At 71.2% G+C, this 12,748-nt stretch carries 9 protein-coding genes and 1 pseudogene; 7 read left to right on the top strand and 3 right to left on the bottom strand.

Annotation, left to right across the window (positions count from 1 at the left end; all coding sequences use genetic code 11):
- Positions 1-167 precede the first annotated feature (167 nt).
- Genes VGX25_RS27785 through VGX25_RS27795 form a run of 3 tightly spaced genes read left to right on the top strand, consistent with a single transcriptional unit; the run spans position 168 to position 2,969 of the window.
- Entirely contained in the window at positions 168-839 is a 672-nt protein-coding gene (locus tag VGX25_RS27785; RefSeq protein ID WP_326920871.1) for a GOLPH3/VPS74 family protein, read from the top strand.
- A gap of 28 nt (positions 840-867) precedes the next feature.
- Positions 868-2,373 carry an APC family permease gene (locus tag VGX25_RS27790; protein ID WP_326920872.1) on the top strand — a complete coding sequence of 502 codons (1,506 nt, stop codon included), beginning with the start codon at positions 868-870 and terminating at the stop codon, positions 2,371-2,373.
- Positions 2,370-2,969: a GNAT family N-acetyltransferase gene (locus VGX25_RS27795; RefSeq protein ID WP_326920873.1), complete on the top strand. Its 600-nt coding sequence runs from the start codon at positions 2,370-2,372 to the stop codon at positions 2,967-2,969. Before VGX25_RS27790 ends, VGX25_RS27795 begins: the two co-directional genes overlap by 4 nt.
- Here the strand turns inward: VGX25_RS27795 and VGX25_RS27800 are convergent.
- Positions 2,966-4,102 carry a S8 family peptidase gene (locus VGX25_RS27800; RefSeq protein ID WP_326920874.1) on the bottom strand — a complete coding sequence of 379 codons (1,137 nt, stop codon included), beginning with the start codon at positions 4,100-4,102 and terminating at the stop codon, positions 2,966-2,968. The genes VGX25_RS27795 and VGX25_RS27800 overlap by 4 nt on opposite strands.
- A gap of 165 nt (positions 4,103-4,267) precedes the next feature.
- On the opposite strand from VGX25_RS27800, the gene VGX25_RS27805 reads away from it, so the two are divergent.
- From VGX25_RS27805 to VGX25_RS27815, 3 genes are all read left to right on the top strand, one after another.
- Positions 4,268-6,487: an MMPL family transporter gene (locus tag VGX25_RS27805; RefSeq protein ID WP_326920875.1), complete on the top strand. Its 2,220-nt coding sequence runs from the start codon at positions 4,268-4,270 to the stop codon at positions 6,485-6,487.
- Positions 6,488-6,633: 146 nt separating this feature from the next.
- Positions 6,634-8,232, top strand: coding sequence for a hypothetical protein (locus tag VGX25_RS27810; RefSeq protein WP_326920876.1), 1,599 nt, complete (start codon positions 6,634-6,636; stop codon positions 8,230-8,232).
- 27 nt (positions 8,233-8,259) lie between these two features.
- The gene (locus VGX25_RS27815) at positions 8,260-8,787 is read left to right on the top strand and encodes a dihydrofolate reductase family protein (RefSeq protein ID WP_326920877.1); all 528 of its coding nucleotides are present in this window, start codon (positions 8,260-8,262) and stop codon (positions 8,785-8,787) included.
- Positions 8,788-8,848: 61 nt separating this feature from the next.
- On the opposite strand, the gene recG is transcribed toward VGX25_RS27815, so the two are convergent.
- Entirely contained in the window at positions 8,849-11,008 is a 2,160-nt protein-coding gene (recG, locus tag VGX25_RS27820; protein WP_326920878.1) for an ATP-dependent DNA helicase RecG, read from the bottom strand.
- Positions 11,009-11,154: 146 nt separating this feature from the next.
- Between recG and VGX25_RS27825 the strand changes: the two genes are divergently transcribed.
- Positions 11,155-11,691 (top strand): DinB family protein, encoded by a 537-nt coding sequence (locus VGX25_RS27825; protein WP_326920879.1) that lies wholly within the window; start codon positions 11,155-11,157, stop codon positions 11,689-11,691.
- A gap of 3 nt (positions 11,692-11,694) precedes the next feature.
- Here the strand turns inward: VGX25_RS27825 and VGX25_RS27830 are convergent.
- Positions 11,695-12,748, bottom strand: a pseudogene (locus VGX25_RS27830) (dihydroxyacetone kinase); the annotation flags it as partial.

Genomic DNA, 12,748 nt, shown 5'->3' on the forward strand with positions numbered 1-12,748 from the left:
TGTCTCGGTGTCCGGGAGATCGGTTCCACGTGACGGGCGCGACTCCACTCCGTGGAGTTCACGGCGCCGTCTCACGATCATCCTCACCCGATTGGCCGAGTCCCGCACCAAGATCAAAGCGTTAGGGTGGCGCCCTCAATTCGATCGGGCCGAGACCGTCCGAGGGCGTGGTGAACGACGGCAACCGGACGCATCCCGCTGGGGCGCCACTCGAACTGCTCCTCGCCGACGACTTCTTCTTCGCCGCTCACGACGACGTCAATGGCAAGATCCGGCTGACCGACCGGGCCGCCGGTCTCGGCCTGGCCGGCGCGCTGCTCGGCGAGCTGGTGCTGTTCCGCAGGATCACCCTCGAGCGCGGCTACGCGGTCGTCGTCGACCACCGCCCGGTGCGCGACGCGCTGGTGAACGTCGTGCTCGAGGACGTGCTGGCGGAGACCGAGCCGAGGCCGGTCCGGGACTGGCTGCGCTATCTCGGCCGCAACTCCTACGAGCTGGTGGCGCAGCGCATGATGCGCGCGGGCCTGGTGCGGACGGCGCAGGGCAGGAGGTTCCGGCGGACGCCCGCCTACCGCCCGGTCGACCTGAACTCCGCCGCCTGGCCGATCGTCCGGGTCGCGCAGAAGCTGGGCCGCCAGGAGCGGCTCGTGCTGCCCGACGTCGTGCTCGCCGGCCTGATCAAGGCCACCGGCCTCGACCGGTACCTGCGGGCCGAAGCCATCCAGGACATCGGCGGGTACCTGGAGTTCCTGGTCTCCCGGCTGCCGGCGCCGCTGCGGATGCTGGTCGCCGAGACCGAGGCCGCGATCGGCGAGGCCGTCCTGCACAACCGGATGTAGCTCCGACACCTACAACACTGGAGTTCACATGTCCTATCCGAGACAAGCACAGAGCAATCTGTCGATGGCGCTGGCCGAGGACCGGCTCGGCGTTCCCTCCGTGTTGTTCTTCGTGATGAGCGCCGCGACCCCGCTGACCGTGGTGGCCGGCGTCGTGACGACCGGTTTCGCGGCCACCGGCCTGATCGGGATCCCGCTGGCCTTCCTGGTGATCGGCGTGCTGCTCGGGCTGTTCTCGGTGGGATACGTGGCCATGGCCCGGCACGTGGTCAACGCCGGCGCCTTCTACGCCTACATCAGCCAGGGCCTGAGCCGCCCGCTGGGCGTCGGCTGCTCCTGGGTGGCGGTGGTGGCCTACAGCTCCCTGCAGGTCGGCCTGTACGGCCTGATCGGCTCGGCCGCCGCGCCGCTGCTGTCGGACTGGTTCGGCGTCGACGTGAAGTGGTGGGTCATCGCCCTGGTCGCCTGGGCGATCGTCGGGGCGCTCGGGGTGCAGCAGGTGGACCTCAACGGCAAGGTGCTCGCCGTCCTGCTGGTCACCGAGGTCGCGGTCATCGTCCTGTTCAGCCTGGCCGACCTGGGCAACCCGGCCGGCGGCACGGTCACCTTCGACACCTTGGCGCCGGGCAACCTGTTCGGCGACGGGCTGGGCGCGCTGCTGGCCATCGGGGTGCTCGGCTTCATCGGGTTCGAGTGCTCGGTGGTGTTCAGCGAGGAGGCCCGCGATCCGAAGCGGACCGTGTGCACCGCGACCTACCTGTCGGTCGCGCTGATCGCCGGGCTCTACGCGTTCGCGTCCTGGGCGATGAGCGTGGCCACCGGACCGGAGAACGTCGTCGGCAGGTCGCAGGCCGAGGGGCCGGAGACGGTGTTCAACCTGGCCGGCGCCCACCTCGGCGCCTGGGCCGTCGACCTCGGGCACGCGTTGCTGGTCACCAGCGTGCTGGCGGCCATGATCTCGTTCCACAACACGACCGCGCGCTACATGTTCGCGCTCGGCCGGGAACGCGTGCTGCCGTCGGCGCTTGGCCGGACCTCCAACCGGACCGGGTCGCCGGTGGTCGGCTCGATCATCCAGAGTGTCGTCGGGCTGGTCGTGATCGTGGCCTACGCCAGCGGCGGCTGGGATCCGGTGCTGCAGCTGTTCTTCTGGGGCGGGGCCATCGGCGGGATGGGCATCCTGGCGCTGATCACCCTCACCTCGGTCGCGGTGCTGGTGTTCTTCGGCCGCAACCCGTACGACGAGCCGGCCTGGCGCCGCGCCGTCGCGCCGGCCATGGCCAGCATCGCCCTGGTGGCCGTGCTGGTTCTGGTCATCGACAACTTCGCCACGCTGCTGGCCGTTGCCGAGGACTCCCCGCTGCGCTGGGGCGTGCCGATCTTCTATGCGGTCACGATCCTGGCCGGGGTCGTGTGGGGGCTCGTGCTGCGGGCCCGCCGGCCGGAGATCTACGCGACCATCGGGCTCGGCGCGCGCAGCGTCACGGTGACCGCCGCGAGCGGCGCGCACGAGGCGACGATGGGCGGTCGATGACGAGCACACCGCGGATCGTCCGCGCGGAACCCGGCCGGGCGGCGCGGGTGAGCGCGCTGATCGCGCACGCGTTCGTGGACCTGCCGCCGACCAGGTGGCTGGTGGCCGACCCGGTGGAGCGGGAACGCCGGCTGGACGCCCAGTTCGTGATCCTGGTCGAGCATGCGTTGCGCCACGGCCACGTCGAGGTCACCAGCGATGGCGCGGCGGCGGCCGTGTGGTTCCACAACGACGGCGCTGAGCCGCCACCGCCGCCCGACTACGACGAGCGCCTGGCCGCCGCGGCCGGCCCGCACCTGCCGCGGTTCCGGGCGCTGGACGACGCGTTCGCCGCCCACCACCCGCACGAGCCGCACCACCACCTGGCCTTCCTCGCGGTGCGGCCGGATCGGCAGCGCCGGGGCCTGGGATCCCTGCTGTTGAGCCGTCATCACCGGCGGCTCGACGAGGCGGGGATCCCCGCCTACCTTGAGGCCAGCACCACGCGGTCGCGGGATCTCTACCTGCGGCACGGCTACGAGCTAACGGGTGACCCGTTCCACCTGCCGGAGGACGGGCCACCCTTCTGGCCGATGTGGAGGGTGCCGGGTTCCTAGGGTCCGGTGTAGAGCAGCCGGTTGGCCGTGTTGGGCGGGACATTGCACACGACGCCCTTGGTGGACCTCGTGATCAGCGCGCTGGCCACCTGAGCGGGCGTGAGGGTCGGGCGCTGCGCGAGCAGCAGCGCGGCGCCGCCGACCACGTGCGGCGAGGAGAACGACGTGCCGCTGATGGTGATCGTCGCGGTGTCCGAGGTCGCCCAGGTGCTGGTGACCTGGACGCCGGGCGCGTAGAGGTCGATCAGCGGGCCGAAGTTGGACGCCGGGTGGACGCAGTCGTCGATCCGCGTGGCCGCGGTGGTGATCGCCTCCCGGACCCGCGCGGGCGAGAAGTTGCCGGCGTCGCTGGCCGACGAGCCCGCGGGGACCACAAAGGTCACGCCGGACGCGATCGCGGCCCGCACCGCGTCGTCGAGGGCCTGGTTCGCCGCGCCGCCGAGGCTCATGTTCACCACGGCGGGCTTGCGCGCGTTGGCGGTGACCCAGTTGATGCCGGCGATCACGTCGGCGATGCTGCCGCTGCCGGAGTCGTTGAGCACCCGGACCGGCACGATCCGGATTCCCTTGGCCACGCCGAAGCCGGCGCCGCCGATGATCCCGGCGATGAACGTGCCGTGCCCGTTGCCGTCGTTGGGATCGTTGTCGTCGTCGACGAAGTCGACGCCGCCGGAGACCCGGCCGCCGAAGTCCCGGTGGGTGGCCCGGACCCCGGTGTCGATCACGTAGGCGGTGACGTTCTCCCCGCCGTTGGCGAAGCGGTAGAGCCGATCCAGCGGCAGGGCGCGCTGGTCGATCCGGTCGAGGCCCCACGACGGCGGGTTCGGCTGCTCGCCGAGCGCCCGCACCGGCGTGTCCGGCACGACGTAGGCCACCGACGGGTCGGCGGTCAGCCGGCGCACCTCGCTTTGGCTCAACCGCGCGGAGAACCCGTGCAGCGCGGCGTCGTAGACGTGCTCGGCCCGGCCGGCGAGCGACACTCCTCCGGCGTCGCGCAGGACCACGACGTAGCTCGACGCCGGCTCGAGCGGTGTTGCCTGCGCGGTGGGCACCGCGGCCGCGCCCATCATGCCGAGCCCTACCGCCAGAACGCCCGCCGCCGACCGCCTGCCCACGCGTAACCGAATGTCCATGAATACGTCGGTAATCCACCAATCACGGCGGGGCAAGGTTCACCAGTTGCCATAGCGGGGTAGGGCTGTCCCTACCCATGGTTCGGGGGAGCGCACCCGTGTGCCCGCGCCGGGTTCTCGCGACGATCAAGGTCGGGACGGACCGGAGCGAGGGAAGGAAACGCAGTGCGCGCAGACAACCAGCAACCGGCGACCGTGCGCGTCGCCCGGTGGAGCGCAACGCACCCATGGCGGGCGATCGGGTTGTGGGTCGTGTTCGTGGCGGCCTGCTTCGCGGTGGGCGGGATGGCCGGGACGAACGAGGCGACCGACGCGGATGAGCGCATCGGGGAGTCCGGCCGGGCGTCGGCGATCCACGAGGAGGGAAACTTCCACGATCCGGCGAAGGAGAACGTCCTGATCACCGCGCGGGACGGCACGCTGGACCCGGCCGCGGCCGCGGCGGCGGCCGACGTCGCCGAACGGATGCGCCAGCGCCCGGAGGTCGCCGGCGTCGGCGAGCCGGTGCCGGCGCGGGACGGGTCGGCGCTGCTGGTACCGCTGACGATCAGCGGCGACGCGAAGACGGCCGGCGAGCGGGTGCAGGCGCTGCTCGACCAGACGGCGGCCGCCCAGCGCGACTACCCGCAACTGCGTGTCGAGCAGGTCGGTGACGCCTCGATCGGCAAGGGCATCACCGAGCAGGTGGGCACCGATCTGGCCAGGGCCGAGCTGCTCAGCCTGCCGGTCACGCTGATCATCATGATCATCGTGTTCGGCGCGATCATCGCGGCCGGGGTTCCGGTGCTGCTGGCCATGTCCGCCGTCGGCGCCGCGTTCGGCCTTTCCGCCCTCGCGTCGCACGTCATCCCCGCCGTCGACTCGGTGAACAGCGTCATCCTCCTGATGGGCATGGCCGTCGGCGTGGACTACTCGCTGTTCTACCTCAAACGCGAGCGGGAGGAACGGGAGCGGCTCGACGAAGGCCACGGCCGCCACGTGGCCGCCGTGGAGATCGCCGCGGCGACCGCCGGCCGGGCCGTCGTCGTCTCCGGGCTGGCCGTGATCGTCTCGATGGCGGGGCTGTACCTGGCCAACGACGCCGTGTTCGCCTCGCTGGGCACCGGCTCGATCATCGTGGTTGCGGTCGCCGTGCTCGGCTCGCTCACCGTGCTTCCCGCCCTGCTGGCCAAGCTGGGCCGGTGGGTGGACCGGCCGCGGATCCCGTTGCTGTGGAAGCTGACCAACCGGCAGGGGCCGCCGAAGGTGTGGCCGGCGCTGCTGCGGCCCGCGCTGCGCTACCCGGCCGTGACGCTGATCGTGTCCACCGGCGCGATGGTGGCGCTTGCCCTGCCCGCCCTTGACCTGAACCTGCGGTCGGCCAGCGCGGAGACGCTGCCGAAGTCCATCCCCGTGGTGGCCGCCTACGACCGGCTCACCGCGGCGTTCCCGAGCGAGGGCGCCAGCCACCTGATCGCGGTGCGGGCCCCGGCCGAACGCTCCGGCGAGGTGCGCGCGGCGCTGGCCGGGCTGGTCGATCGCGCCAGGGGCAACCCGCTGTTCGCCCAGGACGCCCGGCCGGAGATCAGGACGTCGGCGGACGGCCGGGTGAGCCTGGTCCGGCTCGCCACGCCGTACGACGAGAACTCGCCCGAGGCCGTCGAGTCGCTGCGCGTGGTGCGCCAGGATCTGCTGCCCGCGACGGTGGGCCGGGTGGCCGGAGCCGAGCACGCGGTCGGCGGCGGGGTCGCCGGGAACGTGGACTACCGCGACAACCAGTCCGACACGCTGCCGCTGGTCATCGGATTCGTGCTGCTGCTGACGTTCCTGGTGATGGCGCTGACGTTCCGGTCGCTGGTGATCGCGCTGTCCGCGCTCGTGCTCAACGCGCTGTCGGCCGCCGCCGCGTTCGGGGTGCTCAGCCTGGTGTTCCAGCACACCTGGGCGGAGGGCCTGCTCGGGTTCGAGTCCAACGGCGCGATCATCGCGTGGATCCCGCTGTTCGTGTTCGTGGTGCTGGTCGGCCTGTCGATGGACTACCACGTGTTCGCGGTCAGCCGGATCCGGGAGGCGGCGCTGCGCGGCATGCCGACCAAGGCGGCGGTCGCCCACGGCATCACCCGCTCCGCCGGCGTGGTCACCAGCGCCGCGGTGGTGATGATGTCGGTGTTCGCCGTGTTCGCGTTCCTCAGCATGGTGGAAATGAAGGAGATGGGTGTCGGCCTGGCCACCGCGGTGTTCCTGGACGCGATGGTGATCCGGGTGCTGGTGCTGCCGTCGCTCATGGCGCTGCTCGGCCGGGCCAACTGGTGGCCGTCCCACGCGGTGGCGCGCGCTCAAGGGAAACGATCACCGGTTCAGGTGGACAGTGGATCACCCCATGGGGTGGCCGAGACCGTTCATTAACCCATTAGGGCGACCCGGTATTCCTACCAAGGAGGGACATACTAAAGTGGGCGACCATGCCTGCTGGTGACTCGGACGCAACTCCCCGTTTGCCCCATTTCGACGTCGTTATTCGTGGCTACAACCAGCGCCAGGTGAACGAGCGGGTGACCCGCTTGACCTACGACCTGCGCCACGCCACCAAGAGCCGGGACGAGGCGGTGGCCAAGGTCGCCGAGCTCACCAAGGCGCTTGGCAGTGTCCAGCAGCAGCTGATGGAGTCGCGGGCCCGCCTCGCGCGGATCAGCGCCAGCCCGACCAGCACGGAGGGCATGACCGAGCGGGTGCGGCTGATGATGCAGCTCGCCGAGGAGGAGATCGCCGAGTTCAAGGCGAAGGCCGACGAGTACAGCCGCAAGACCCGCGACGAGGCCGACCAGTACAGCCATTCCACGCGGGCCAAGGCCGACGGCCACGCGTCGGCCACCCGTAGCGAGGCCGACCAGTACGCCTCCCAGACCCGCGCGGCGGCCGACGACTACGCGGCCAAGACCAGGGCCGGCGCGGATGCCTATGTGGTGTCGACGAAGTCCGCCGCCGACGAGTACGCCGAGGGCGTGCGGGCCGAGGCGCAGTCCTACGCCGAGGAGCTCAAGGCCCGGCACGACGGGATCCTCGCCGAGGCCGAGCAGCTGCGCGCCGAGCTCGAGGGCGACTACGCCCGCAAGCACGACGCGCTGCAGGCCGAGTACGACAAGCTGCGCGAGGACCTCAAGGCCGAGCACGAGCGGCTGATGGCCGATGCCCGCGCCGAGGCCGAGCGCCAGGCGCTGGCCAACGAGGAGCGGATCGCTCAGCTCGACGCGGAGGCGGCCGCGCGGCGCGAGCAGCTCGACGCCGAGGCCGCCGCCGCCCGTGCCGAGCTGGACGAGCTGGCCGCCGAGCGCCGGGCCACCCGCGAGCAGGAGCTCGAGGCGACGCTGGCCGCCAAGCGGGCCGAGCTGGAGGCCGAGCTCGAGACGCGCACCGCCGCGGCCAAGGAGCGGGCCGCGCAGATCGCCGGCGACGCCGAGCGCCGGGCCGCCGCGGTCGAGGAGGCCATCAACGCGCGGCGCGCCGAGCTCGAGCGGGAGCTGGCCGAGCGCGAGGCCACCGCCCAGAAGCAGGCCGCCAAGATCCTCGCCGACGCCAAGCAGCGCAGCGAGGCCAGCGACAAGGCGCTGGCGGACAAGCGGTCCAAAGTGGAGGCCGAGCTGGCCGCGCTGCAGGCGGAGGCCAAGGAGCTGGCCGACGAGACCATCGCCGACGCCGAGCGGCGCACCCAGGCGGCCGAGAAGGCGCTGGCCGAGAAGCGCGCCACGACCGAGGCCGTGCTGGCCAAGCAGGAGGCCGCGGCCAAGGAGCAGGCCACCATGCTGCTCGAGGACGCCCGGCAGCGCTCAGAAGCCATCGAGAAGGCCATCAACGACAAGCGCGAGCGGATCGAGCGTGAGCTGGCCGAGGAGCAGGCCAACGCCAAGATCCGGGCCGCCAAGGTGCTCGAGGACGCCGAGCAGCGCCTCGCCGAGGCCGCCGAACGGGTCCGCAAGGCCACGGAGATCGAGCAGGGCCTCGCCGACCAGGTCAACACCATCTTCGGCATGCTCGACGACGCCCGCCAGCACTTCGCCACCCAGGCCCGCCTCGGCAGCGCCAAGGTCAAGGCCGCCATCCCACCCGGCCCCCAGCCGGTCAAGCAGGGCGACGCGAAGGCGAACGGCAAGTAGCAAGTCCGGTCCGGCTACGGTGGACGCATGCGACAGGTCAAGTACCACGTAGCGTCCACTGTAGACGGATTCATCGCCCACCCTGACGGCTCCTACGACGGCTTCCCAATGGTGGGCGAGCACGTCGACGAGTTCGTGACGTCACTCGGCTCCTACGACACCGTCCTCATGGGAACCAACACCTACGAGATCGGCCTCAAGGCCGGGGTAACGTACCCCTACCCACCCCTCAAGCACTACGTCTTCTCCCACTCCCTCGACGACGTCGACGAGCCCGACGTCGAGATGGTCCGCTCGGATGCCGCCGAGTTCGTCCGGAAGCTCAAAGCTCAGCCGGGCAAAGACATCTGGCTCTGCGGCGGCGCCACACTCGCGGCCACCCTGCTCGACGCCAAGCTGATCGACGAACTCATCATCAAACTCAACCCCCGCCTCTTCGGAACCGGCATCTCCCTCACCGCCGGCACCCCCGGCATCATCACCCTCGATCTGCTGGCCACCAAGGCCTACAAGACCGGCGTAGTGCTCCTCACCTACCGCGTGAACTACGCCTGACCCTTCCTACACGGTGACCAGGGTCAGCCCGGTGAGAATTGCCGTTCGCCGCACGCGGATATTATGCCTTTTCGAGATACTCGGCGCGTTCGTCGTCGATGAGGTCGGCGACCATGCGGGCCAGGCCGGGGAAGCCGATGAGCAGTGGCGAGAAGTCGATGAGTTGCTGGGCTTCTTCGCGGGCGCGGGCGATGAGTTTTTCGTCGCGGAGAAGGGAGAGGAGCTTCAAGCCCGAGTGGCGGCCGGATTGGAGGGCGCCCAGGATATCTCCTTCGCGGCGCATTTCCAGGTCCAGGCGGGCCAGTTCGAATCCGTCCACTGTGGAGGCTACGGCGTCGAGGCGGTCTCGGCTGGCGGTGCCGGCGGGCATGTCGGTGACCAGTAGGCAGATCCCGGGGGCGGTGCCACGGCCGACGCGGCCGCGGAGCTGGTGGAGCTGGCTGACACCGAAGCGCTCGGCGTCGAGGATGACCATGGCGGTGGCGTTGGGGACGTCGACGCCGACCTCGACGACGGTGGTGGCGACCAGGACGTCGATCTCACCGGCGGCGAAGGCGCGCATCACGGAGTCCTTCTCGTCGGACGGAAGGCGGCCGTGCAGGACGCCGACGCGCAGGCCGGAAAGGGGGCCATCGGCGAGCATCGGGGCGATGTCGGCGACGGCGAGCGGGGGGCGGTTGTCGGAGTCGTCCCAAGTGGACTCCGAGTCCTCGTCGCCGATGCGCGGGCAGACCACGTAGGCCTGGTGTCCCGATTGGACTTCCTCGCGGATGCGTTGCCAGGCGCGGTCGAGCCAGGCCGGCTTCTCGGCGGCGGGGACGACGGTGGTGCCGATCGGCGAGCGGCCGACCGGAAGCTCGCGCAGGGACGAGGTTTCCAGGTCGCCGTAGACGGTCATGGCCACCGTGCGCGGGATCGGGGTCGCGGTCATCACCAGGACGTGCGGGCTGACGTTCTCCCCCGCCCGCGTCCGCAACGCGTCGCGCTGCTCGACGCCGAAGCGGTGCTGCTCGTCCACGACGACGAGGCCGAGGTCGGCGAAGGAGACCCGCTCCTGGATGAGCGCGTGGGTGCCGACCACGATGCCGGCCGCGCCGCTGGCGGCGTCGAGCAGCGCCTGCTTGCGTTGCGCGGTCGACAGGGATCCGGTCAGCAACGTGATCCTGGTGGCGTTGTCGGCGCCGCCGAGCTCGCCGGCGTGCGCGAGGTCGCCGAGCAGCTCGCGCAGGGAACGCGCGTGCTGGGCGGCGAGCACCTCGGTCGGGGCCAGCAGCGCGGCCTGGCGGCCGGCGTCGACGACCTGGAGCATCGCCAGCAGCGCCACCACGGTCTTGCCGCTGCCCACCTCGCCCTGCAGCAGGCGGTTCATCGGGTGCTCCAGCTCGAGGTCGGCCGCGATCGCCGCGCTCACCTCGAGCTGGCCGCGGGTGAGCTGGAACGGCAGCCGCTCCTCGAACGCCCGGCGGATGCCGTTCTCGACGCGACGGCAGGCCGGCGCCGGGCGGGCGACCGCGGCCGCGCGGCGTTGGGCGAGAGCGAGCTGCACGGCCATGGCCTCGTCCCACTTGAGGCGCTCGCGGGCGGCCTTGACGCTGTCCCAGTCCCTGCCGAGGTGGATGTTGCGGATCGACTCGGCGTAGTCGGCGAGGCTGAGCTTGGCCCGCAGCTCCAGCGGCATCGGATCCTCGATCTCGTCGAGCACGTCGAGGGCCTGGCGGACGCATTTGGCGATCTGCCACGACTGGAGCTTGGCGGTGGCCGGGTAGACCGGGATGAGGCCGATGAAGCCGTCGATGTCGACGTCGTCGGTGTCCGCGTCGATCAGGTGGTAGTCGGGGTTGGTGAGCTGCAGCTTCCGGTTGAAGATCGACACCTTGCCGGCGAACAGCGCGCTGGTTCCCGGCGTGAGCCGGTCCGCGTGCCAGCGCTGGCCGAAGAAGGCACACTCCATCGTGCGATGGCCGTCGGTGATGACCACCTTGGCGAGCCAGGTGTTCTTCTGGTGCAACCGGCGTTTGCTGGCCGACTGCACCCTGGCGAGGACCGTCGCGTGCTCGCCGAGCTCGAGCCCGGCGATGTCGGTGAGCTTGCCGCGCTCGTCGTACCGCCGGGGATAGTGCCGCAGCAGGTCGTGCACGGTATGGATGTCGAACGAGGCGGCAAGGGCCTTGGCCGACTTGCCACCCACGATCTTCTCGAGCTTGGAGTCGAGGGAAACCATCGGCCCCGATTATGTCCTCAACCTCCGACGGGCGTGCGCAAGGCGTCGTCCGGCTCGGCTCGCCGCGGGCAGGCCCTGCGACTCGTCCATTGACGCGCACGTCAAGGCCGGTGTCGGTGGCCGCTGGCAGGGTGCGGGCCATGGAGATGACCCCACTTCCGGAGAGCAGCTACTCACCGCGCTGGCAGGCGGGCGCCCGCACCGATCCGCCGCCGATCGCCGACGAACGCGAGATGCTGATCAGCTACCTCGAGTACTACCGGCGCACGGTCGAGCTCAAGTGTCTTGGCGTGCCGAAGGAGCGGTTTTCCGACCGGACGATGCCGCCGTCCACAATGACGCTGCACGGCTTGGTCCGGCACCTGGCCGGCGTCGAGCAATGGTGGTTCCACCACCAGTTCGCCCGGGAGAAGGTGGATTTCGTCTGGGGGGATGACGCGGAGGACGACTTCGACGACCTCTCCGGCGACGCCGAGGAGGCGCTGGCCACCTGGCGGGCCATGTGCGAGCGCTCGCGGGAGATCGTGGCCGGGTCCCGGCTCGACGACACCGGGGTCCGGGAGCGCAACGGTGAGCCGTTCTCGCTGCGCTGGGTGCTGTTGCGCATGATCACCGAGTACGCCCGGCACTGCGGCCATGCCGACCTGCTCAGGGAGGGCATCGACGGCGCGACGGGTGAGTAGGGCTCACTCGACGCCGAGAGTCACCACGGCGTCGGTCTGGCCGCCGCGGTAGACGATCAGGTCCACCTCGGGGTGCTCCCCCCGCACGAAATCCGCCAGCTCGGCGGCCAGGTCGTCGGGGGCGTCCGCGCCCAACAGCGCCGTGACCAGCTCGCCGCCCATGCTCAGCATCCGGCCGAGCACGCCGCGGGCGACAAGGTCGAGGGCGTCGACGGAGGCCGGACCCGGCTCGATCAGGACCACCTCGCCGTCGGCGAAGCCGAGCACGTCGCCGGCGGCGCACCGGCCGATCCAGGTGATCGCGTCCTCGGCGGCCACCATGACCTCGCCGCGCCGGGTCGCCGCGGCCGCCTCGGCCATGCGCACGACATCGTCGGCCGACCGGCGCCGCGGGTCGTGCACGGCGACCGCGGCCAGCACCTGGACCGGGGACGAGCACGGGACCACCACGACGTCCTGGCCGGCGGCGACCGCCCGAATCGCGGCCTCGTCGGCGATCTCGATCAGGCCCTTGTCGGCCGGGAGCACGGTGACGTGGGCGGCCCGGGTACCGGTGATCACCCGGAGCAGCTCGTACGGCTCGTCGTCCCCGGCGACCCGCAGCACCGCCACTCCCTCGCCGGTGAGCAGGTCGGCCAGCTCGGCGCTGCGCACCGGGGCAACCACCGCGCGGTCCCTGGTGAACCGGCCGGGCTCCTGGAACGGCGCGTCGGCGAACCGGACCACCCTGATCTTGTGCGGCCGCCCGGCCTCCACCCCGGCCTCGATCGCGGCGCCGACGTCGTTGCAGTGCACGTGCACGGTCCACAGGTCGGAGTCGCCGCCGGCCACCGAGACGCAGTCGCCCAGTCCCACCAGCTTGTCCCGCAGTACTGCGGCGGAGTCAGTACTTCCCTGAAGTAAGTACATGACCTCGTAGGAGTACTGGTCCGAGCCGCTTTCCCGCTGGGCGATCAGCGGCCCTGGCGGCTCGACGCGCGCCCGCTGCGCGGCCACCACCCCGGCCGGCTGCCCGGAGACCACGGCGACCAGGGCGTCGAGCAGGACCACGACGCCC

The sequence above is a fragment of the Actinophytocola sp. genome (genome assembly GCF_035942955.1).
In the GTDB taxonomy this organism is placed as follows: Bacteria; Actinomycetota; Actinomycetes; order Mycobacteriales; family Pseudonocardiaceae; genus DASYTH01.

Excerpts from the sequence above, each read along its gene's own strand:
- VGX25_RS27825 (WP_326920879.1), top strand. The coding sequence starts at position 11,155 with ATGACCCCACTTCCGGAGAGCAGCTACTCACCGCGCTGGCAGGCGGGC.
- VGX25_RS27815 (WP_326920877.1), top strand. The coding sequence starts at position 8,260 with ATGCGACAGGTCAAGTACCACGTAGCGTCCACTGTAGACGGATTCATC.
- recG (WP_326920878.1), bottom strand. The coding sequence starts at position 11,008 with ATGGTTTCCCTCGACTCCAAGCTCGAGAAGATCGTGGGTGGCAAGTCG.
- VGX25_RS27790 (WP_326920872.1), top strand. The coding sequence starts at position 868 with ATGTCCTATCCGAGACAAGCACAGAGCAATCTGTCGATGGCGCTGGCC.
- VGX25_RS27800 (WP_326920874.1), bottom strand. The coding sequence starts at position 4,102 with ATGGACATTCGGTTACGCGTGGGCAGGCGGTCGGCGGCGGGCGTTCTG.
- VGX25_RS27795 (WP_326920873.1), top strand. The coding sequence starts at position 2,370 with ATGACGAGCACACCGCGGATCGTCCGCGCGGAACCCGGCCGGGCGGCG.